This is a genomic window from Bacillus sp. YC2 (assembly GCF_019891195.1).
In the GTDB taxonomy this organism is placed as follows: Bacteria; Bacillota; Bacilli; order Bacillales; family Bacillaceae; genus Bacillus.
This window is the reverse complement of the sequence record NZ_JAHXDO010000004.1, coordinates 99,558-121,465: the sequence shown is the minus strand read 5'-3', so window position 1 is coordinate 121,465 and position 21,908 is coordinate 99,558. Positions and strand designations below refer to the sequence as shown.

General features: G+C 45.6%; 22 protein-coding genes. 3 read left to right on the top strand and 19 right to left on the bottom strand.

Going from position 1 to position 21,908, the window contains the following annotated elements; all coding sequences use genetic code 11:
• Positions 1-17 precede the first annotated feature (17 nt).
• The 7 genes from KY305_RS08895 to KY305_RS08865 form a co-directional block, all read right to left on the bottom strand.
• A complete protein-coding gene (locus KY305_RS08895) occupies positions 18-3,176 on the bottom strand; it encodes a bifunctional cytochrome P450/NADPH--P450 reductase (protein WP_223062225.1) in 3,159 nt (1,052 codons plus the stop codon).
• A gap of 28 nt (positions 3,177-3,204) precedes the next feature.
• Positions 3,205-3,771, bottom strand: a complete 567-nt coding sequence (gene fatR / locus KY305_RS08890) for a transcriptional regulator FatR (RefSeq protein ID WP_223062224.1) — start codon at positions 3,769-3,771, stop codon at positions 3,205-3,207.
• A 208-nt stretch (positions 3,772-3,979) separates the two neighbouring features.
• Entirely contained in the window at positions 3,980-4,519 is a 540-nt protein-coding gene (locus KY305_RS08885) for a class I SAM-dependent methyltransferase (RefSeq protein ID WP_223062223.1), read from the bottom strand.
• Between the two features lie 174 nt (positions 4,520-4,693).
• Positions 4,694-4,849 carry a hypothetical protein gene (locus KY305_RS08880; protein ID WP_223062222.1) on the bottom strand — a complete coding sequence of 52 codons (156 nt, stop codon included), beginning with the start codon at positions 4,847-4,849 and terminating at the stop codon, positions 4,694-4,696.
• Positions 4,850-5,022: 173 nt separating this feature from the next.
• A complete protein-coding gene (locus KY305_RS08875; RefSeq protein ID WP_003152787.1) occupies positions 5,023-5,163 on the bottom strand; it encodes a YrzI family small protein in 141 nt (46 codons plus the stop codon).
• Between the two features lie 390 nt (positions 5,164-5,553).
• Positions 5,554-6,354 carry a formate/nitrite transporter family protein gene (locus tag KY305_RS08870; RefSeq protein WP_223062359.1) on the bottom strand — a complete coding sequence of 267 codons (801 nt, stop codon included), beginning with the start codon at positions 6,352-6,354 and terminating at the stop codon, positions 5,554-5,556.
• Between the two features lie 262 nt (positions 6,355-6,616).
• Positions 6,617-6,985 carry a Na-translocating system protein MpsC family protein gene (locus KY305_RS08865; protein WP_214798237.1) on the bottom strand — a complete coding sequence of 123 codons (369 nt, stop codon included), beginning with the start codon at positions 6,983-6,985 and terminating at the stop codon, positions 6,617-6,619.
• Between the two features lie 304 nt (positions 6,986-7,289).
• On the opposite strand from KY305_RS08865, the gene fdhF reads away from it, so the two are divergent.
• Both fdhF and KY305_RS08855 read left to right on the top strand, forming a co-directional pair.
• The gene (gene fdhF / locus KY305_RS08860; protein WP_223062358.1) at positions 7,290-10,232 is read left to right on the top strand and encodes a formate dehydrogenase subunit alpha; all 2,943 of its coding nucleotides are present in this window, start codon (positions 7,290-7,292) and stop codon (positions 10,230-10,232) included.
• 19 nt (positions 10,233-10,251) lie between these two features.
• Positions 10,252-10,743, top strand: coding sequence for a helical membrane plugin domain-containing protein (locus KY305_RS08855; RefSeq protein ID WP_223062221.1), 492 nt, complete (start codon positions 10,252-10,254; stop codon positions 10,741-10,743).
• Positions 10,744-10,784: 41 nt separating this feature from the next.
• On the opposite strand, the gene KY305_RS08850 is transcribed toward KY305_RS08855, so the two are convergent.
• From KY305_RS08850 to KY305_RS08830, 5 genes are all read right to left on the bottom strand, one after another.
• Positions 10,785-11,015 (bottom strand): YrhC family protein, encoded by a 231-nt coding sequence (locus KY305_RS08850; protein WP_061522874.1) that lies wholly within the window; start codon positions 11,013-11,015, stop codon positions 10,785-10,787.
• An 83-nt stretch (positions 11,016-11,098) separates the two neighbouring features.
• Positions 11,099-12,241: a bifunctional cystathionine gamma-lyase/homocysteine desulfhydrase gene (locus KY305_RS08845; RefSeq protein ID WP_223062220.1), complete on the bottom strand. Its 1,143-nt coding sequence runs from the start codon at positions 12,239-12,241 to the stop codon at positions 11,099-11,101.
• A 1-nt stretch (position 12,242) separates the two neighbouring features.
• Positions 12,243-13,166, bottom strand: a complete 924-nt coding sequence (locus KY305_RS08840) for an O-acetylserine dependent cystathionine beta-synthase (RefSeq protein ID WP_223062219.1) — start codon at positions 13,164-13,166, stop codon at positions 12,243-12,245.
• Positions 13,167-13,212: 46 nt separating this feature from the next.
• Positions 13,213-13,908: a 5'-methylthioadenosine/S-adenosylhomocysteine nucleosidase gene (mtnN, locus tag KY305_RS08835; protein ID WP_223062218.1), complete on the bottom strand. Its 696-nt coding sequence runs from the start codon at positions 13,906-13,908 to the stop codon at positions 13,213-13,215.
• A 20-nt stretch (positions 13,909-13,928) separates the two neighbouring features.
• The gene (locus tag KY305_RS08830; RefSeq protein ID WP_223062217.1) at positions 13,929-14,570 is read right to left on the bottom strand and encodes a class I SAM-dependent methyltransferase; all 642 of its coding nucleotides are present in this window, start codon (positions 14,568-14,570) and stop codon (positions 13,929-13,931) included.
• Between the two features lie 184 nt (positions 14,571-14,754).
• On the opposite strand from KY305_RS08830, the gene KY305_RS08825 reads away from it, so the two are divergent.
• Positions 14,755-14,958: a YrzA family protein gene (locus KY305_RS08825; protein WP_223062216.1), complete on the top strand. Its 204-nt coding sequence runs from the start codon at positions 14,755-14,757 to the stop codon at positions 14,956-14,958.
• A gap of 46 nt (positions 14,959-15,004) precedes the next feature.
• Here KY305_RS08825 and KY305_RS08820 read toward each other — a convergent pair whose 3' ends face one another.
• The 7 genes from KY305_RS08820 to KY305_RS08790 all read right to left on the bottom strand — a co-directional run bounded on the left by KY305_RS08820 (position 15,005) and on the right by KY305_RS08790 (position 21,829).
• Entirely contained in the window at positions 15,005-15,715 is a 711-nt protein-coding gene (locus KY305_RS08820) for a YrrS family protein (RefSeq protein WP_214798223.1), read from the bottom strand.
• A gap of 63 nt (positions 15,716-15,778) precedes the next feature.
• Positions 15,779-17,533, bottom strand: coding sequence for a peptidoglycan D,D-transpeptidase FtsI family protein (locus tag KY305_RS08815; RefSeq protein WP_223062215.1), 1,755 nt, complete (start codon positions 17,531-17,533; stop codon positions 15,779-15,781).
• Positions 17,534-17,584: 51 nt separating this feature from the next.
• A complete protein-coding gene (gene greA, locus KY305_RS08810; protein WP_223062214.1) occupies positions 17,585-18,058 on the bottom strand; it encodes a transcription elongation factor GreA in 474 nt (157 codons plus the stop codon).
• Between the two features lie 254 nt (positions 18,059-18,312).
• Positions 18,313-18,948, bottom strand: a complete 636-nt coding sequence (gene udk / locus KY305_RS08805; RefSeq protein WP_061522883.1) for a uridine kinase — start codon at positions 18,946-18,948, stop codon at positions 18,313-18,315.
• Positions 18,949-18,954: 6 nt separating this feature from the next.
• Entirely contained in the window at positions 18,955-20,223 is a 1,269-nt protein-coding gene (locus KY305_RS08800; RefSeq protein WP_223062213.1) for a peptidase U32 family protein, read from the bottom strand.
• 17 nt (positions 20,224-20,240) lie between these two features.
• The gene (locus KY305_RS08795; protein ID WP_223062212.1) at positions 20,241-21,170 is read right to left on the bottom strand and encodes a peptidase U32 family protein; all 930 of its coding nucleotides are present in this window, start codon (positions 21,168-21,170) and stop codon (positions 20,241-20,243) included.
• A 5-nt stretch (positions 21,171-21,175) separates the two neighbouring features.
• The gene (locus tag KY305_RS08790) at positions 21,176-21,829 is read right to left on the bottom strand and encodes an O-methyltransferase (RefSeq protein ID WP_223062211.1); all 654 of its coding nucleotides are present in this window, start codon (positions 21,827-21,829) and stop codon (positions 21,176-21,178) included.
• Positions 21,830-21,908 lie beyond the last annotated feature (79 nt).

Sequence of the window (21,908 nt, the reverse complement as noted above, 5' to 3'; positions counted from 1 at the left end):
TGTGATGTCTTTCTCCTTTACACACCCGCCCAAACATCTTTCGCATATCTTCCTTCCGTCTGCAACTTCTCAAGCCACTTCAGCGAAGCATTTCTATCGGTGTCTTGTACACTTTCATATGCACGCAGCAATACGTTTTCCACAGCCGGAGCCATTTTGCTTCCGTCTCCGCATATATATAGATGGGCTCCTTCATCGAGAAGCGCAATGATTTGTGAAGCATGGGTATGCAGCATATCCTGTACATATACTTTACAATTCTGATCTAAGCGTGAATATGCCCGGTGCACCGTGACAAGCCCTGATTGCTCAGCTTGAAACAATTCATCCTTATAAAGATCGTCCTCTTCAGGGTGCCGGCAGCCGAAGTATAAATGAGCTTCGCCAAGGCTTTTTCCCGCCGCTTTTTCGGCAGCGCGCGCTTGGATGAATCCTCTGAATGGCGCGATTCCCGTGCCCGCTCCCACCATAATAAGAGGAGCCACTGTATTTTCAGGCAATTCAAACCCGGATTGCGGAGAACGGATGAAGCAGACTGCACGATCTCCCTCCTGTAATCCGGCTAAATAATTCGAAGCGACGCCCCGGTATTCTCCCCGGCCGCTCCAAGACGGAGCCGTCACGACGCCGACCGTTATACTCACCTTCTCACTGCCGGCCTTTGGTGAACTGGAAATGGAATAATAGCGCGCTTTCAATGACGGAAGAAGTTCTAAAAACCGTTCAAACGGCATGTCACATGCCGGATAATTTTCTAAAAGGTCCAGCATCGTAATTCGTTTTTTCAGCACGTTTTCTTTGTATGCCGTACCGTCAGAATGAAGATGTTCCAATTCCTTCTGGTGCGGCGGGCAAACCGTGTATGCCGCAAGCTCACGAAGCTGCGCTCTTGTTGCCGGTTCCTGCAATTCCACATGTGACGCCAGCAGCTCTGAGGCATTGACGGGGCGGTCCATCGGCAGATGAGGAACATGACGCCCGCTGATTTTAAAGAGCTGATGCGGGTCCAGACCGAAACGGCGTATCACTCGGTTTATGAGTTCATCACTGTTTTTCGGCAGCACACCGAGATGGTCCCCTTCTTGATACACTTCCGTTTCAGGAAGCAGCAGTTCAATGTGCCGGACAGACCGCGTACTGTTCCCTGTATGAAGCTCTTTATTTTTTATGACTTTCGCTTCAAACGCGTCATACGTTTTGGCAAGCGGCGTTTCAATCGCTTCATTCACAAACTCAATTGATAATGATGATCTATTTTGCTGTTCAATGACATTTTCCAAATCAAAAGCCTTGATGATGTCTTGCCAAAACAAGTTCTCCCATGCTTCCTGACTGCTCTCAAAATCGTCCGCTCCGTCTCCTTCACCGATAGATGTGAGACGTTTTGCCCCTTTTAACTCAAGCGTTTTGTCTATAAGGCGGGGAATCCGCTGGTATGTGCTCGCCCAGTTGCGGTTCCCGCAGCCGAAGACGGCATATGAAACGCCATCCAAATCATGATCTTCAAGCGTTTCCATCCACTTCACAAATCCTGCTGCATTATCAGGCGGAGCTCCGTTATATGAAGCCGTTACAATGACAACCGCCCCTTCAGAAGGCAGCTTTCCGATATAATCATCAAGCGGAGCCGTTTCGGTTGCAAAACCTTTGCTTCGACCGATATCTGCGAATTCTTCCGCGATTCCTTCCGCAGTGCCTAAATTTGATCCGTAAAGTACGAGAAGCGGAGTTCCGTGAGCCGGTATATCTTTCGGGACCTCTTTGGTTTCGCTCGTCTCGGCTTGTTTCTCTGGTACAGGCTGAAACGGGACGTCCTTCTTTTTCACCCGAATGGTAAAGTCGCCAGGCTTAATCGTTAAGGCTTCTTTAATGGATAGCTCATAATGTTTGTGATCAATCAGCTCAAAGTGCTTTAAGACGAGTCCGAGCACCATTGTCGCTTCATGCAGGGCAAACTGCATCCCGATGCATGCACGCTTTCCGTTTCCGAATGGCTTATAGGCGTGATTCGGAATCGCAGCGGGATCGCTGAAACGCTCCGGACGGAACAATTCTGCATCTTCTCCCCACGCGCTTTTATCACGATGTAATTGCGGCGTTAAAATCGTCACCGGCTGCCCTTTCTCAATCGGATATTTCCCGCCAAGAACCGTATCTTCCTTCGCATATAGTGAAAAGGCCGGAGCCGTAGGATAAAGCCTCAATGTCTCGTTTAACACCATGCGGATATATTTTAACTGCTGGATCTGCTTATAATCAGGGAGGTCTCCCGTTAATACCTGTGCGGCCTCCTGACTGGCTTTTTCCAATTTATCTTTGTTTTTCAGCAGACAGCAGATCGCAAAGGAAAGCAGCCCGCTTGTGGTTTCATGCCCTGCGATCAAAAACGTAATAATTTGATAGCGGATATTTTCATCATCCAGCGTTTCGCCCGTTACCGGGTCTTTGGCATCAAGCATCAATGACAAGAGGTCAGTCAGGTTCTCATCCGGGTTTTCCCTCCGCTCGGCTATGATCTTATCAACAAGCGAATTCATCACTTCGATATCTTGCTGGAATTGGTGTCTTGTTTTGACCATCAGCTTATCTTGCAGGCTGTGTCTTTGCGATTGGCGCATCGCCTCTTGCAGCGCGCGAAGCATGCTTATAATGAAAGGATGCTGTGTGTCGCGGTAAAAGCTGTTAAAACGAAAATGAAATCCACACAGCCCGATTGTATCTAAAGTCAGGCGCGTCATATCTTCAGCGACATCAATCTCTTCTTTCGGATTCAGTCTGCTCCATTTTTGCACGAGCTGCATTGCAATATCCAGCATCATAGAATGATAGCCTTTCATTGCTTTTTGGCTGAAGCTCGGCAATAAAATCCGATGCGCTTTCTGCCAGTTCTTCTCGTTTGACCAGCTTGTAAATAATCCGTCACCGGCAAATTCCCGTACTTTCAGCAATGCTTTGCCGAGGTTTTTGTCAAATCTTGATTCATCACACACTTCAGCTGCCAGTTCATGTCCTGAGACGAACACCGCAGCAGAGCTTGGAAATTCAAAACGGAAAATCGGACCGTATTCTTCGGCGATTTTCCAAAGCGATTGCGCCAGTTTCTCTTTTTCTATATGTGGGAGGTTTTTAAGTGGTCCGTACGTTTTCGGCTGAGGTATAGCGTTCAATTGTGTCATATTGTTCTTCCTTCCCTTCGGCGATTCGTTAATGATTCCTGATAGCGTCCCAGCAGCACTGCTCTAATTCTTTCAGAAATGGCTTTGTCACCTCAACGCTGCCCGTTCGGACCAGCTGATAGAGTTTGAGATAAGCGCCGAGCACGATCGCTATCAGCACATCTGACGGCAAATTGCGAAGCACTCCCTCAGACTTGCCGCGCTGAAAATATTCGTCCAGCATCTTTGTTAATTCATCAAGGAGCTTATGACTCGTTTCATTTAAAAAGTAAGCATCCTTATTCGTTTCAAGGAAAAATAGCGCATACTCACTTTCCTTCGTAAAATCAATGAGACAATAAAAAAGATGCTGAAACCCTTCTCTTACAGATATTTTTGAAAAATCCGTTTTGAATTTTTCAGTAAAACGCTGAACGCTTTCCTGATAGAGAACATTCACAAGCGTTTCTTTACTGTCGAAGTAACGGTAGATCGTTCCAGTTCCGACATCGGCCTGAGCGGCAATCATCGGAATCGTCGTCGCGTCAAAGCCTCTTTCAGTGAACAGAGTGAGTGATGCTTTCATAATGAGATCAACCTTGTTTGAAGATGTCATTACAACCCTCCTTTCAAACAGGAATGAATATTCATTCCGTTTGTTCAAAAATATATAACATAAGGTCATCTGATAATCATTGTATAAGAAAAAAACCTTTTTTAATATAAAATATATCTGAAAAAATCGAAAATAAGAAAATATGCCCAATTTATGAAAAAGAGCTGCAATGACTTATGCAGCTCTTTTTATTTCCCGAGAAATGATTCTATTTAATGGCAGTAATAAAATGGAATGAATCTCTGCTGACAACTGAAATCTCTCTGAAATATTGATCGCGCAGCAGCTGAATTACGTCTTTTTCACTTATTTCAGATGGCTGAAGGACAATGTACAAGCAACCGTCGATTTGGAGCACACGGTACACTTCTTTTAATGCAAGCTGGTAATCACTGACCGTTTCAGCAGTATGTAAAGAAAATACTTTATGAAAACTGCGGTCATCAAATGGGATGCTTTCAGGGCGCCCCGGCTGAATATCTCCCGTTCCGGCCTTTATGGCGGAACGGTTTGAGCGTGCCGTTTTTCGCAGTTTTCTTTTCGAAGATTCTATGCTTTTTAAACTGCCTTTTTCAAGCTGTCCGATTATTTTTTTAAACACTTTTCCGTTTCCGGTTCCAATTTCCAGAATGCGGTCATGTTCCTGTATATCCATCATAATTTGCTGAATGACTGTTTGTGCTGGTTCTGATTTTGCCAAGTATTTCGCGCGCATTCTTTTTAATGCTGAAGATGTGTGTTGCAACATTGTATAACACCCGCTTTTCTTTTCCTGTCATTTTAGTATTTAAAGATAATAATCACCTCGTATTAGTATGAGGTACTAATTAGACGCGTTTCTTTTGATAAACGTTTCGATTTATTTGAAATTTACATTAGTTTTCATAAAAAAAAGACGGAAAACGTAGGTTTTCCGTCTGCTCTAGTACCAATAATAAGGTGATATATATCCTCTTTTCCAGGAAATCGCCGCCATTCTTTGCCGGCGATACGGGTTGCCATAGCCATGTTTAAAAGAGTGGGGCATTGACGCATACCCGTGTCCGATGGATGGAAGTCTGTTCTGGTCGTCCTGCATGCCATCACCTGCTTACCTATTTTTCTTACTTTACCATCGTATGCAGGCCGGCTGCTCAGTGACATCAGAATTCAAGCTAAACCTGGTCCTTCTCCATTGTATAATGAATCAACAGCTCAATTCTGAACATTGTCATCTCCTCCTTCTCCTCCGTTTTGTCTCTTGCGGCCTGTTTAGTTCATATAAAAGTGTTTCAGCTGGCGTTCTTTCGCTTCATTATAGAACTCCTCGACTTGCTGTTCTCGTTCATACTCTTCAGCGCTTTTAAAACGTTTTGAAATGGTTAGTGTTAAAAAGAAAAGGTTAATGGTCATCATCGCTCACCCCCTTTCATTGTCCGCACAAGCGAAAATAACCCGCAGCAAAGTCAACATGTGCTGCGGGCAGACTGAATCCGCAGACAAAAGAAGACTGTCGCTTCTTTAACCTGCGGGGAGCTGCGAATGTCCTGATACTCCAAATTAACGTGCAGAATGGGCAGAGGTTAAGGAAGGACACGAACTCTTCCACAGGCTGAATCGATTCGAATTTAGGTTCGGCTTGCTGTTTAACGAAGACATTTGATCCAACCTCCCTTTGCTTTTTTCTTCCTTTGTAAGTATATCCACCAAATACCATTTTGTAAACATTTTTTTCAAGATTTGGACTGAAAATGTGCTGGATTTCCACTTCAATTGTCCTTGATATCCGTCAGCTTTCTTATGTCAGGAAGCTTTTTTGATCCCTTGTTTTTCGCGGTCTTTTTTCGAATAAGCTATAAAATAAATAAGGCCTACAAACACCGCGCCGCCGATGACGTTTCCGATAAAAGCCGGGATCAGATTGCCGATTAGCCCGCCCCATGTAAAAGAGCCTGCAAAAATGGCGGCGGGAATGATAAACATGTTGGCGACAACGTGCTGGAAACCAATCGCAACAAACGCCATGATCGGGAACCAAATGCCCGCGATTTTCCCCGCTCCGTCTTCCGCGCCGAAAGAAAGCCATACGGCAAGGCAGACAAGCCAGTTACAGCCGACAGCCGAAACAAGCACTTTTCCAAACGGCATATCCAGTTTTCCTTGTGCGACCGCAATCGTTTTCTCCAAATAAGGACCTGTTTCTGTTAATCCGACGACATGGCCGAAAAAGTAAGCGACAAACAGCGCCCCGACGAGATTCATTAACGTAATGATGATCCAGTTTTTGACGAGCGCTCCGGCTGAAATTCTTTTAGAAAACAGCGCCATGGCCACCAACATCATATTTCCCGTAATCAATTCGGCTCCGGCAAGAATGACGAGCACCAATCCGACCGGGAATACGGCCGCGCCGATTAAGCTTGACAGACTGCCCCATTCTTTCGGAAGGTCAGCGATTACGCGAATATCAAGCAAATAACCGAAGGCGATAAATGCCCCTCCTAAAAATCCTAATACAAGCAGCGAAGAAAGCGGCGAATTTACTTTTTTCGCCCCTGCTTCGACCGCAAGCTCCGCTATTTCGTTCGGTTTACGAAAAGCCATCATTAAACCCCTCCATTATCAATTCATCCGGCAGTTTTCAAAAGGAACTCAATAAAAAAGACAGCATTCAAATAGCCCGTCAGAAACGGGGTTTGAATGCTGCCTAACTTGTATGCATACCCATACAACAATATCAAGCAGAATTAAAATATGCGATATAGAATATATACAGACCATGCACACATTCCATGAATTCGTCCTTGTACCACTGCTAGCAGTCATATCATATCAAATGTGACAATTTCGTGTCAATTGAATTTTTTCAGCTTTTGATTTCTTCTCTGTGCTCTTCAATTGTTCGGTCAAATACAAATACAGACACCGCAATATTCTCTTCGATCTTGATGTCTGAAAACAGATGAACGAGCTTTGCGCCGATGAGCTCTTCCAAGCCCTCTGGCGTTTTTTGTGAATACAGCTCCTGAATTAGACTCGTCCGCGCTGCATGAACCATTTCTCTCCCCTCTGGCGTGCGGGCGATAAACTGCTCACTTGCGCTTAGATTGCCGTAAAGCGTTGACACCGCCATGTTCTCCACAAAAACGGTATGAATGCGTTCCGGACCTTTTCCGAATAATTCTTTGCGCAATTTGCGGATGATATCGTTAAACTCATGAATTTTTTTAGACATATTGTCCCCCTCCGATTCAAGCCTATGAAAGACATTCCCGGTTCCCCTTGTGACATTTCACCTGGTTAAAGTTTTCCTTTCGTATTGTATTATAATAAATATCATCTTATAATAAAAGCAGTGTTGATGGATTTGTAATAGGAAACGTGTTATGAATCTATCGTTTTATACAAATTGGATTGGTCTGTTAGTAAGGCTTGCTAGTGAACTATTCCGCCATGCGTGTTTATACTGACCTCTGGACAAGAGGCCGGTGTATATGTGCATGGCTTTTTTCGAGTTTAAAAATGGAGGGGAATTGGAAGTGACAGACGTTCAGTCTATCCGTGTCAATATTGATGGCACTGAGTACAAAGCACCAGAGGGGTCTAAAATTTTAGATATTTTGAATCAAAACGGCATTGACATTCCGCAAATATGCCATGTACCGGAAGTAGATCCGATTCAAACATGTGATACCTGTATTGTTGAAGTGAATGGAAAATTACAGCGCTCCTGTTCTACAATTGCCGAAAACGGAATGTCTATTTCGCTCACGGCAGGCAGAGTGAAAGAGGCGCAGACAGAAGCAATGGACCGCCTGCTTGAAAACCACTTGCTTTACTGTACGGTCTGCGATAACAACAACGGAAACTGCACGCTGCATAATACGGCGGAAATGATGGGCATTGAACATCAAAAATACCCGTATACGCCGAAGGATGATTCGAAGTGTGCAGTGGATATGTCTCACCCGTTTTACCGCTATGATCCGAACCAATGTATCGCCTGCGGCCAATGTGTTGAAGTATGCCAAAACTTGCAGGTGAACGAAACCCTTTCAATTGATTGGGAGCGCGACCGTCCGCGTGTCATTTGGGATGAAGGCGTCGCGATTAATGAATCGTCCTGCGTCAGCTGCGGCCAGTGTGTCACCGTCTGCCCTTGTAATGCGCTGATGGAAAAATCAATGCTTGGGCAAGCCGGATTTATGACAGGCATAAAACAAGATGTCATGGAGCCGATGATTGATTTAGTTAAAAATGTGGAGCCTGACTACACGAGCATCTTCGCCGTTTCAGAAGTGGAAGCCGCTATGCGCGATACACGGACGAAAAAAACAAAAACGGTCTGCACGTTCTGCGGAGTCGGATGTTCATTTGAAGTATGGACGAAAGGCCGCGACATTCTTAAAATCCAGCCCGTTTCCGACGCGCCGGTTAATGCCATTTCAACTTGTGTAAAAGGGAAATTCGGCTGGGACTTCGTGAATTCAGAAGAACGGATTACAAAACCGCTTATCCGGAAAAACGGAACATTTGTTGAGTCTTCATGGGCAGAAGCGCTTGACCTTGTCGCTGAAAAACTGGGAGCTATCAAAACGGAGCACGGCAAAGGTTCTGTCGGTTTCATTTCTTCCTCTAAAATAACGAATGAAGATAACTACGTGATTCAAAAGTTGGCGCGTCAGGTATTTGAAACAAACAACGTGGATAACTGCTCCCGCTACTGCCAGTCTCCGGCAACGGACGGTTTATTCCGCACCGTCGGTATGGGCGGAGACGCAGGCACGATCAAAGATATTGCAAAAGCCGGGCTTGTAATCATTGTCGGCGCCAATCCGGCTGAAGGACATCCGGTTCTTGCCACGCGCGTAAAACGCGCCCATAAACTGCACGGCCAAAAATTAATTGTTGCCGATCTGCGCAGAAATGAAATGGCAGAACGGTCTGATATCTTTATCAGTCCGAAACAAGGGACTGACCAGGTCTGGCTTATGGCGGTAACGAAATATATGATCGATCAGGGCTGGCATGACCAAGCGTTTATTGATGAAAACGTCAACTACTTTGAAGATTATAAAGAAACGCTGAAAAAATATACATTAGACTATGCGGAAAGCATCACAGGGCTTTCTAAAGAAACCATTATCAGCATTGCCGAGATGATTCGTGATGCTGACGGCACATGTGTCCTGTGGGGTATGGGCGTTACCCAAAATACAGGCGGTTCCGACACATCTGCGGCGATTTCCAACCTGCTGCTTGCGACCGGAAACTACCGCCGTCCGGGTGCGGGCGCGTATCCGCTTCGGGGCCATAACAACGTTCAAGGTGCTTGCGATATGGGAACATTGCCGGGCTGGCTTCCGGGATATCAGCATATTACCGATGATGAAGCACGCGCGAAATTCGAAGAGGCCTACGGTGTTGACATTGACGGCAAACCGGGTCTCGATAATATCGAAATGCTTCATGCCATTGAAGAAGGCAAAATGAAAGCCATGTACCTTGTCGGTGAAGACATGGCGCTGGTGGATTCAAACGCCAACCATGTCCATGATATCTTATCAAGCCTTGATTTCTTTGTCGTGCAGGATATTTTCCTTTCCAGAACTGCGCAATACGCGGATGTAATCTTACCTGCCGTTCCTTCTCTTGAAAAAGACGGAACATTTACCAATACAGAACGCCGTGTACAAAGATTGTATCAGGCGCTTCCGACGCTCGGAGACGCAAAACCAGATTGGTGGATTATTCAAGAGGTCGCCAATCGTTTGGGGGCTGACTGGAATTACACTCATCCAAGCGACATTTTCTCAGAAATGGCAAGCCTTTCTCCGCTGTTTGGAAAAGCAAGCTATGACGTTCTTGAAGGCTGGAACAGTTTCTTATGGGGAAGCTTTACCGGAGAAAGCACTCCGCTTCTTTATGAAAACGGCTTTAACTTCCCTGACAAAAAAGCCCGTTTTGCGCTGAACGACTGGGTGGAGCCTGCCGTATTCCCTGAGGAATATGACCTTCATATTAACAACGGCCGGATGCTTGAGCATTTCCACGAAGGAAACATGACGAACAAATCAAAAGGCATCCAGTCTAAAGTGCCGGACGTATTCGTTGAAGTGTCACCGGAGCTGGCGGCTGAACGCGGGATTTGCGACGGAACGCTGATCCGACTCGTCTCTCCTTTTGGCGCGGTTAAATTAAATGCGCTTGTGACAGACCGTGTCCGTGCAAATGAGTTGTACCTGCCGATGAACTCAACGGATAAAGATTCGGCGATTAACTTCCTGACAGGGCCTGCATATGATTCACGCACGCATACGCCTGCCTACAAGCAGACAAAGGTCCGCATGGAAGTGCTCGGCTCCTGCGACACTCCGCCGCTGCCGAAAACAAATCCGAGGAACAAAAAACGCCATCCGCAAAACGGCGTTGAAGCGGAGCGAAAATGGAATCGTCCGGGGTATGTTCATTTAACCGATTAAGGAAAGGAGGAAACAAGTTATGGCGAGTCCTATTACTACGATACAAAAGGAAACAAAAACGGAAGAACAGCTGAAAGCTGAAAAACTGGAAGAGCTGAAAGCTCTTCTCGCAGAAAACGAAGAAGCCGTCACCAAAACGATGGCGATTATGGGAGAGCTGAATGGCTTGGGCATTTTCGATGCCGCAAACCATATGCTGCAGGCGAAAGAGGAAATTGCCAAAATCGCGCTCGGGCAGATTTCCCGTGAACCTGTCACAAATCTCCTGAATACCATGATGGCCGCAGGAGGCGCTTTATCAAAAGCAGATCCCGAATTTATGGGCAAACTTTTAGAAAGCGTGATGGCCGGTACGGATCAGGCGCAAAGCTTTTTGAAGGAGGACCGTAAAGTCAGCATGTTTGAGCTGATGAAAGCGGTCGGTGATCCCGATATTAACCGCGCACTCGGCTTCGGTCTTCAATTTTTAAAAGGGATGGGAAAAGAATTACGCGAAAAATCATCCGAGTAAGAATCAAAATAAGCCATTGTCAAAGGACAATGGCTTATTTTTTATTCATCGGCTTTTTCCAGCCTCTTTTTATATATAAGTGAACGGTCAACGCAAAAATAAGCGCCCGCTAAAAATACACAATCAGTTAAAAACATCAGCATTTTCTGGCTCACCGTCAGCCCTTGTCCGGGAAGAACCGCGCCGATATAAATGAAGGTGCTGACCGCAAGCAGAATAAACGCGTAATGCTTAAAATCTTCTTTTAACGATTTCAGTCTTTTCTTCTCCATATAACGTCACCTGCCAGTTTCATAGTATAAAAACATTATAATATAAGCTGGCAGCCGACAGAGAATGTAAATCTATCCAATCATTATGCGAGCGAATCAAGCGCCTGCTTCACATCCGCTGCTAAATCCTCCGTATCTTCAATACCGACGGAAATTCGGACAAGTCCGTCAGTGATGCCAAGTGCAAGACGGCGGTCACGCGGAATTGAAGCGTGCGTCATTCTGGACGGCACAGAGATTAAACTTTCGACCGCTCCTAGACTTTCTGCAATCGTAAACAGGTTCAGCTTTTCCAGAAATGCATCTACCCGCTCGCTGCTGCCGATATCAAAGGAAATCATACCGCCAAAGCCGGTGCTTTGCGCCTTTGTCAGCTCATACCCGCGGTGATTGGGTGAACCCGGGTAGTATAACGTCTGAACGGCATCATGCTGTTCAAGCAGCTCGGCAATTTTTCCGGCGCTGTGATTGATGGCGTCCATTCTGAGTCCCAGCGTTTTGATGCCTCTCATAAGGAGCCAAGAATCCTGCGGCCCTAAAACGCCGCCTGTTGAGTTTTGAACATAATGAAGCTTTTCGCCAAGCTCTTTATCAGCTGTTACAACTAAGCCGCCGACGACATCGCTGTGGCCGCCGAGATATTTTGTCGCGCTGTGCAGCACGATATCAGCGCCGAAACTGAGCGGCTGCTGGAAGTACGGCGTATAAAACGTATTATCGACAACGAGAAGCACACCCGCTTCTTTTGCGATATCAGACATCAGCTTGAGGTCGGTCACTTTCAAAAGCGGATTTGTCGGTGTTTCAATATAAATCGCTTTCGTATTCGGGCGAATGGCTTTTTTAACTTCCTCTTTGCTGCTTGTATCAACAAAGTCCGCTTCAATGCCGAAACGGTTCAGTACACCTGTCATAACACGGTATGTGCCGCCGTATACATCATCGGTCAATATGACATGGTCGCCGCTGTCAAAGAGCATCATAACAGCTGTAATCGCTGCCATGCCTGAGCTGAACGCATATCCTGCCTCGCCGCCTTCAAGTTCTGTGATTAAGCTTTCAAGAGCAGTTCTCGTCGGATTGGCTGTTCGGGAATATTCATAGCCTGTATGCTCGCCCGCTTTCGGCTGCTGGTACGTGCTTACCTGATAAATCGGTACGGAAACCGCGCCTGTTTTTTCATCTCCCGTAATTCCTCCGTGTACCATCAATGTTCTTTTCTTCATCTTACTGACCTCCTTGGAAAATGTTTTTGCTTATATAACGATCACTGCCGTCAGGAAAAACCGTGACGATATTTGCCCCGCGGGGCGCTCTTTTCGCTTCCTGCAAGGCTGCATAGAGGGCGGCGCCTGATGAGCTTCCGATTAGAAGACCTTCTTTTTCGGCCGCTTCTCTCACTAGTGAAAACGCCTTCTCATCCTCTACCGTATAAATGGCATCAAAATGGCTTCGATCCATATAATCAGGAATAAACTCCATCCCGATGCCTTCTGTTTTATGGGCATAAGGCTCTCCGCCGTTGAGGATGGAGCCTTCAGGTTCAACGATAACCGTTTTAATGCCGGGGTTTTTTTCTTTTAAATAGGCCGCAGTGCCGGCAAAGGTGCCGCCGGAACCCGCGCCGGCGACAAAGGCATGAATATTGCCGCTGAGCGCCTCCCATATTTCAGGCCCTAACGTCTTATAGTAAGTCAATGGATTTACTCGGTTTTTAAATTGCAAAACGGCATAAGAATTATTGATCTCCTTCTCCAGCTGCAGTGCTTTTTTGATTGCTCCCTGCATCCCGTCTTCCCGGGGCGTATGCACAATCTCCGCTCCGAGCGCTTCCATGATTTGCTGTTTTTCTCTGCTGAAATGCTCCGGAACACAAAAGATAGCGCGAAGCTGATGCTTTCTGGCGCTGAGAGCGAGTCCGATCCCGGTGTTGCCGGCAGTCGCTTCAATAATGACGCCGCCTGATTTTAATTTGCCTGATTGGAGGGCATCTTCAATCAGCATCTCACCCAGTCTGTCTTTAATGCTTCCGCCCGGATTCATCATCTCAAGCTTAGCATATACCGCTGTTCCCTCAGGAACATCAAAATGATTCAGCCGGAGCAGCGGCGTATTTCCGATGAGCTCTGTGACATCTGTTATCACGTTCAATATATGTCCTCCTCCTAAAAAGCGGAGGAGAACTCGAGTCCCCCGCTTAGTGAATACGTTTGATTACATTCAGGACAAGCTCTGTTGAATGAACGGCTGCCTGTTCTAAAAATTTATCAAATGAAACATCAGATTCTTTTCCGGCAATGTCAGATAAAGCTCTAATGACAACAAAAGGAGTTTTGAATTGGTGGCACACTTGGGCGACAGCGGCCGCTTCCATTTCCACCGCATACAAATCCGTAAACTTGGCGCGTACATCTTCAACCCGTTTCGGATCGTTCATAAAGGAATCACCTGTAGCGATCGTGCCTTTTGCCACTTGAATTCCGTTCAGTTCAGAAACCGCTTCCTCGGTGATGCTGATCAGCTTTTCATCAGCTTTATACGCGGCAGGAAGACCCGGCACCTGTCCGTATTCATAGTCAAACGCCGTCACATCCACATCATGATGGCGGACATCTGTAGAGATGACAACGTCTCCTACATTTAAGGTATGATGGAAACCGCCCGCTGAGCCTGTGTTAATCACATAATCAGGTTTGAAACGGTCAAGCAGCAGCGCCGTGCTGATCGCCGCGTTTACTTTTCCGATGCCTGATTTTAAAAGGATCACTTCAACGCCTTCATAGGTGCCCGTCGTAAATTCGCAGTGAGCGATCGTTTCCTGTTTCGCGTCTTTCAATTTGCTTCTTAAAATGGTAACTTCCTCTTCCATTGCTCCGATGACTGCCAACTTCATTTATACACAATCCCTTCAATTTACCGTTTTATCGCCTCCATTATCCAGACAAAGTCATTTTGCTGCGTAAATCGCGCAGTAAATCCCTCGGCTGAAAAGATGGTTTTCATCGTCCCGAGTGTCGGATAATGTTCCGTCTTTAAATCGTTCGCCAATTGATGATAGCCGTTTCGGCTGGCTTTTGCTATTGCTTGAACATATGCTTCAGCATCCTCAAAGACGGTATCGGCAAACACTATTTTATCATGCTTCTGAAGGATTGTGCCATACTGCTTTACAGCCGTTTGCTTTTCTTCATCAGTTAAATGATGAAATGCATACGAGCTGACGATGGTATCTATTTGAAAAGGCGGATCGGGAAACTCGAGAAAATCTCCGTCACTGAACACAGCTTTATCAGAAAGCTTGTCAGCTGCCAATTTCCTCATGGACGAAGACGGTTCTACACCAAACACTTTTTTGTTCGCATTGACTAATTTTGCTGTTAAATTGCCCGTGCCCGGTCCGAATTCTAAGACATTTGATCCGGAAAGGCTGACGATGGTATCAAGGATATTTTCATACCCTCTGAACACCTCCGCATATTGTTTGTCAGCCCCTTGCACAGTTGCATCATAAGTCGCTGCCCAATCTTCAAATAAAGGAATAAATTCACGGCCCATATATTTTCACACTCCATATTTTATAATTCCTATGAGTATACTATGGTTTAATGATGGAACAGTTCCTATCCTATCACAAAAAGGAAAAGAAGGGTACTAAAATACTTTGGGATGATTGCGCAAATACGGCAAAAAGGCTTATACTTTCATATGATCGTTAAGAAATCGGGAGGGTCTTTTTGCGATGAATTTTCAATTAGATTTAATAAAAGATAAAGTAGAATTTTTTGAAGCTTCTTCTTTACAGGAGCTGGAAAAGAAGATTAACGTCCAAATTGAAAACAACCAGGCGATTATGCTTCGTGTCCGTTCTGTTTCCCATCAGATGACGGCTGTTGACGGCAGAATCATATACAGCGCGGCGGTGCATTTTTCCGCTGATGTGTGACAGTCAAATCAAAAAGCAGCTGAATCGGATCAGCTGCTTTTTTGTGTTATTTTAATGTTTCTACTTTTGTCGGCTTCCAGCCTTTTTTGTCTTCCCAAGTAATGGTAACCTGGTATTTTTTTCCGTTCGTTTTGTCCAAAATTCTGCCCTTCGCATCCTGCGGGCTTCCGTTGTTTCCAAGCCACAGCACGGTCATGTTATCCTTTGACACACCAGTTGCGTAACCCATGGCATCAAGCATTTCTGACCAGTCTTCAGAGCTTGAATCGTACGTCGCCGCATGTTCGCCGGTCTGTTTTGTACCGACGGGTTTCCATTTGGAATTGACAATGGTTTTTTCAACATTGCTTGATGAACCGCCTTCTGTTACAGTAGCTCCTTTAAACGGATCGCTTGATTCTGAGTCCTTTTTGCTTTTGTCAGCATCACTTTTAGATGAATCGTCTTTTTTGCTGTCGGAATCTGAAGCTGAGTCAGATTTATCCGCTTTATCTTTTTTGTCATCGTCTGATGAGGTATCTTTTTTACTGTCTTTTATGTCTTCATCCGATTTTTGCTGCGTTTTGCCTGAAGCCGGAGATTCCTGCTTTTGGCTTGTGTCCGCTTTTTCGCTCACGTCGCTTGACGGGCTGTTGATGAAGAGGCTGACTGCAACAACGACAATAAGAATAGATACGATAGCGATTAAAATGTTAAGCACCAAGTTTGCCTTCCTGCGCTTATCACGGTTTTCAAAACGAGATTGTTTATTGCTCAATCATTCTGCACTCCTTTATCCCTCTTGCTCAGCATATATTTTACCACGGGCTGAGCCGTTGTTCTATGTCTGATTTATTTCATTTTGATGTACCTTTTTAACAATATCATAAAACACTGTATTTGTCAGAGCCTTATCCCCCGGCGTGTCCATGTGCAGGACGACGAGAGCGTATTTCGGCTTGTCGGCAGGAAAATATCCGGCAAACCACTTGTGGTAAAGCGTTTTTTTATCCTCCGTGAACATACCCGTCTGGGCCGTGCCCGATTTCCCCGCTACAGCGTAAGGCAGATCCTGAAATCTTCTGCCCGTTCCTTTTGGTGATGCGACGACTTCCCTGAGCGCCTTTTGGAGCTGCTGCGCCGTGTACTTGTCAATGTTCTTGCCCTTTAACGTCTGTTCTTTGAATGCAGCCATCGTCGTGCCGTTTTTGTATTCAATCTTGTCTGCGATCTTGACTTGTTTTTTCTCGCCGCCCCGTGCGATCGTCGCCATCATATTGGCGATCTCAAGGGGTGTTACTTTCACGTTTTTTTGCCCGATGGCTGTCTGTGCAACGGCTTTTTTCACGGTTTTATCCTTTTGGTCTCCCCAAATGACGCCGCTTTTTTCATTGTATAATTGCCGGAAATCGTCTTCGCGATACAGCTTGCCTTCCCAGCCCGCCCGCTGTGTGAGACCGAGCTTTTCCGCCATGTTCTCAATCACAGACTTGTCCTTTTTGATCATTTCTTCCGCAAGGCTTGTGAACGTATAATTGCAGCTTTGGGCAAAACTTTCGCCAAAATTGAGTGTGCCTTTATCGTCCCCGGGCTCTCCGTACAGATTGAGGCTGCAATTAAAGGTGCTGCTCGGCTTCACCGCATTTCGTTCGATTGCCGCTGCCGCGATAACCGTTTTAAATACAGAACCCGGATAAATCGGCGTCAGCATGTAATTTTGCAATGTCTGCTGCTTTGATACATCGGCGTCAGGCTTTGATACCATTCCGAGAACACTGCTTTTTTCAATATCTAAGAGGACTGCTCCCCCCTTTTTTAAACCGCGGTCTTTTAATACATCTTCCATTGCTTTTTGAATGTTCCGGTCAATGGTGGTTTTTACTTGCAGCGGATAAAATGCGTTTGCTTCAGCCGTATATTTGACGTCCATTCCGAACAAAGGGTTTCCCCTTCCGTCCACATGATACAAAAGCTTTGTGTCATGATCCGCCAGTAAAAATTCATCAAATGTCCGTTCCATCCCGCTTGTCCCGATTTTCGCCGTTATCGGCAGTTCTTTTCGTCCGGGATATTTCTTTTTGAGAAGCTCCGGGTCCTGATTTGTCGTGCCTAAAAGGTGTGCGGCTATGTTGGTTTCTTTGCTGTCTTTCATATATACGCCGTAAATGCCGGGATATTTCAAAGAATTGATATTTGAGACAGATTGTTTTGACAGATGCTTTATTTTTTTGCCGTTTAAGATCACCGGTTTTTTCGCTTCAGTGAGCATTTGCTTAAGATCTTCCTGCTTCATTCCGAGAATGGCCGAGACCCGTTTAATCGGCCAATCCTGTGTGACGAGAAACGGAAACAAGACGACGGCCGGCTGTTTTTTTCCGGTCAGCTCTGTACCGGTCCGGTCAAGAAAAGACCCTCTGCCGTCAGAAATCAACACCTCTTCAGTCCGCTGCTTGACGCTCTCTTGAAGCAGATTAATATTTGATTTTGAAAAAGATTCAGTAAAGAACAGCTGGATTTCAGCAAGCCTGGCGAGCAGAAAGAAAAACACCAGCAGAAAACAAATGACGGCTGTCTTCAGCCTTTTCGATACGATCATAAAAACACCTCATCCACATTTTGGACGAGGTGTTTCATTGTTAAACGGATCTTATGAAATTTTCACAATTTTCACGAGCATTTCTCCGCCCGGCGTCTGTACTGTGACTTCATCGTCCACTTTTTTGCCGAGCAGGCTTTTCGCGATTGGCGAGTCGTTTGAAATTTTTCCTTCAAACGGGTCAGCTTCAGCGCTTCCGACGATGGTGTAAGATTCTTCTTCACCGTCAGGCAATTCAATGAATGAGACTGTTTTTCCTAAGCCGACTACATTTGAACCGCCGTCGTCTTCAATGATCTTCGCATTGCGGATCATGTTTTCCAGCGTTGTGATACGCCCTTCCACAAATGCCTGTTCTTCTTTTGCAGAATCGTACTCAGAGTTCTCGGAAAGATCTCCGAAGCTTCTTGCGATTTTAATGCGTTCCACTACTTCTTTACGTTTAACCGTTTTCAATTGCTCTAATTCTTGTTCAAGTTTTTGTTTTCCTTCTTCAGTCATCGGAAAAACTTTTTCTTGTGCCATGTTCCTTCACTCCTTGGTGGTTGTCCCTCAACAATAACGTTTGATTATGTATGAGAGCATAAACGAAAAAATCAAGAATGAGAACACAGGGCAGTCCTCGTTCTTCTCTCCCATATAGGTACTGTTTATCTTAAACTGAATGGTGCGTTTTCTGCAAATATTTCGGTTTATAAACAGGGAAAGAAGGGAACTGTCGCATTCCCTTCCAGCCTATACATAATATGGTCTGAGTTATTTATGTCTATGCTATGGTATTACAAAATTGCATTTTGTTCAAGGATCGTTTGAATCTTCGTGACCATCAGATCGATCGCGACGTGATTTTGGCCGCCCTCCGGAATAATGATATCCGCATAGCGTTTTGTCGGCTCTACGAACTGATTGTGCATCGGTCTGACGACGGACACATATTGTTCGATGACTGAATCAATTGAGCGGCCTCTTTCGTTAATATCTCTCATAATCCGTCTGATGATACGAAGATCGGCGTCAGTATCGACATACAGCTTAATATCCATTAAGTCGCGAAGTCTCTTATCTTCTAAAACGAGAATGCCTTCTAAAATAATGACATCCTTCGGCTCAACCGGAACGGTTTCCTCAGAGCGCGTATGAATTTTATAGTCGTAGATCGGTTTTTCAATCGGCCGGTAATTCAAAAGCTCCTGAATATGCTCGATTAAATAGTCATTATCAAATGCGAGCGGGTGATCGTAGTTTGTGTTCAGCCTTTCTTCAAAAGGAAGATGGCTTTGGTCTTTATAATAAAGGTCTTGCTGGATCATTAAAATCGAGTGCCCTTTAAACTGTTCGTAAATGGAACGGGTGACGCTTGTTTTTCCTGATCCGGAACCTCCCGCGATGCCTATAACTACAGGACTCTTACCCATTAGTAATTACTTCCCCTTTCTCATCATGTTGCTCGGATAAATCTTTTTGTCTACTTTAAAAGTAACGATTTGCAGGGGATGGCGGGCAGCATCAAGCTCGTTTCCGTCTTCGTCCCAAATAGTGCCGATGGTGTATGTGAAATTCTCGATTTCCGGTCCGAAAAATTCCACTTCGTCACCTTGTTTAAAGAAATTGCGCTGCTGGAGCGTCACCATTTGAGTTTCTTCGTTATATGCGAGCACAAGGCCGGCAAAATCAAATGTTGTTTTCTTACCGTGCTCTCCAAACATCTGCTCCTCAAAGCCCGGTGTGCCTTCAAAGAAAGCGGGCGCTGTATCTCTGTTTGCGCACTTATCCAGTTCTTCAAGCCATTCTTTTTGGATGGTAAAGTTCTCAGGATCGGCGCAGTATGCGTCAATGACTTTGCGATAGACGCTGACAACCGTTGCGACATAATGGATAGATTTCATCCGGCCTTCAATCTTCAGGCTGTCGATGCCCATCTCGATCATTTGCGGAATGGATTCAATCAATTTTAAATCTTTCGGGCTCATTGCAAACGGCGCGTCTCCGTCGTCGTACAGTGCGATCGCGTTTGCTCCGTCTGTCTGATACAGATCATAGTCCCAGCGGCACGACTGGCAGCAGCCGCCGCGGTTGGAATCACGCGCCGTCATGTGATTGCTCAGTACACAGCGGCCTGAATAGGCGATACACATTGCACCGTGGATAAAGGTTTCGATTTCTATATCCACTTTCTCTTTCATCTCTTTGATTTCCAGTCCGCTCGTTTCACGGGCCAGCACCACGCGGTCAAGGCCTTCTTCTTTCCAGAACTGGACCGCTTTCCAGTTTGAAAGAGACTGCTGCGTGCTGAGATGGATTTCTACGTCCGGCGCCACTCTCCGGCATGTTTCAATGATCAGCGGATCAGCGACGATGATCCCGGCCACCTTCGCGTCTCCTAACGCTTTTAAGTATTCCTCAAGACCGTCCATATTTTCATTATGGGCAAAAATGTTTGTTGTCACGTATATTTTCGCCCCGTATTTTTTGGCAAATTCTACGCCCTCTGCAATTTCTTCTATAGAGAAGTTATCAGCATTGGAACGCAGTCCATATTCCTGTCCTCCGATAAAAACCGCATCCGCCCCGTAGTGGACGGCGATTTTTAATTTTTCCAGGTTTCCTGCCGGAGCAAGGAGTTCAGGTTTTTTCGTAATGACGCGTTTTCCGTTTACGACTTTGGAAATGGTTTGATTTTGTGCAGTCATCCGTTACACCCTCCTTTTTAATAGACCGTTTCTTTAAAGAAAAATCCTGTGTCTATCTTTCTGTTCACAGGCTGAATGCTTTCAATCCGCTCTATCCAGCTCTCTTTTTGATCTTCGTATGCTTCCCGGCTGTCAGCGCATAAATCAATCGCTTCCCTGTACATGCGGGTCACTTCAACTAAGTATTCCGGAGACTTCAGGACGCCGTCGATTTTAAATGAATCTACGCCTGCGTCAATCAGATCCTCTAATTCGTCTATGATGCACACATCGTTCGGGCTCATGATATGCGTGCCGTTTTCATCCTCAAAAATCGGATATTTATTGCCCCGTTCTTTGTCATGCAGAAACATGCCCGCTTCTTTTTTCTTCTGTTCAATGTCCATGATCTTGCCTTGGTATTCGAAATAATGGCCGACTAATGAACGTTTTGACTGAAACATGCAGGTCATGCCGTGGACTTGAACTTCAATTTCCACTTCGGCATTTTCTTTAATCTCAACGATGCTGTCCATATTTAATTCCTTTGCCAGCACCGCGCGGGCTGCGCCTTTGCGCCCCCAATAGTTGCAGGAGTAATAGTTTGTTCCCGTTGTTTCGGTGCTCCAGTGGAGCTTGAGGTCAGGAGCTGCTTCCCGCGCCGCCATTAAAACGGCCGGATCTCCGAATACTGCCGCATCGACGCCGGCTTCTTGCAGAAAGGCAAGGTAGCCGTTAAGCCCGTCCACTTTTTCATTATGAAAAATGGCGTTCACAGCCGCATACACTTTCACGCCCTCTTTATGGGCAATGGCTGCAGCTTCTTTAATATCTTCTCTTGAAAATTCCCCGGCCAGTCTCAGGCCGTATCTTTGTTCCCCGACTAACAGCGCCGTTGCGCCTGCTTTTATAAGCGGCAGGATATCCTGCACCGCTGTCGGCGTTACCAAAAGCTCAGGTTTTTTCATGATCGTCACCTCTTCTTTTTACTAATGGCAATACCGTCTCCGATCGGCAGTATGACCGTTTGATAGTCAGGACGGTTCATCAGCCAATGGTTATATCGATCGATTTTTTCGACGAGCTTCCGTCTTCTTTTCGGCTCAATTTGTGAATGGTCCTCCGCCACCAGCCCTTTAAACAGCACGTTATCTGTAAAAATAACCCCGTCCGGCGCAAGCATCGGTTCATAGAGCTCAAAAAAGTTCGTATATTGGCCTTTGGCCGCGTCGATAAAAATCGCATCATAAGGAGCCGTGACACGTACAGACTCCGAAAGCTCCAGCGCATCCCCGTATAGTACGTGAATCCGAGCATCCAGTTCAAAGTCTTTTATATTGTTCACAGCTTCTTCATAACGTTTTTCATCACGTTCAATCGTGTAAATGTCCGCTTCCGGCAGCTCTGATGCCATACGAATCGCGGAATATCCGATTGCCGTACCGATTTCTAAAATATTTTTCGCCTGTTGAATAGACAGCATTTGAAGCAGCACCTCGATGCCCGCTTCTTCCATAATCGGAACATGATGTTCTTTTGCATAGGCTTCAAGCTTTTTCACTTTATCAGGCCGAGGCTTCAGCAATGCGTTTATATACTCATTTATTTGTTCATACCGATCATTCACGGCAAACAGCCTCCGTTCTAAAAAGGAGCGCCCCAATCGAATCCGCGGGGACACTCTCTAAGACACTTCTTTCTATAAG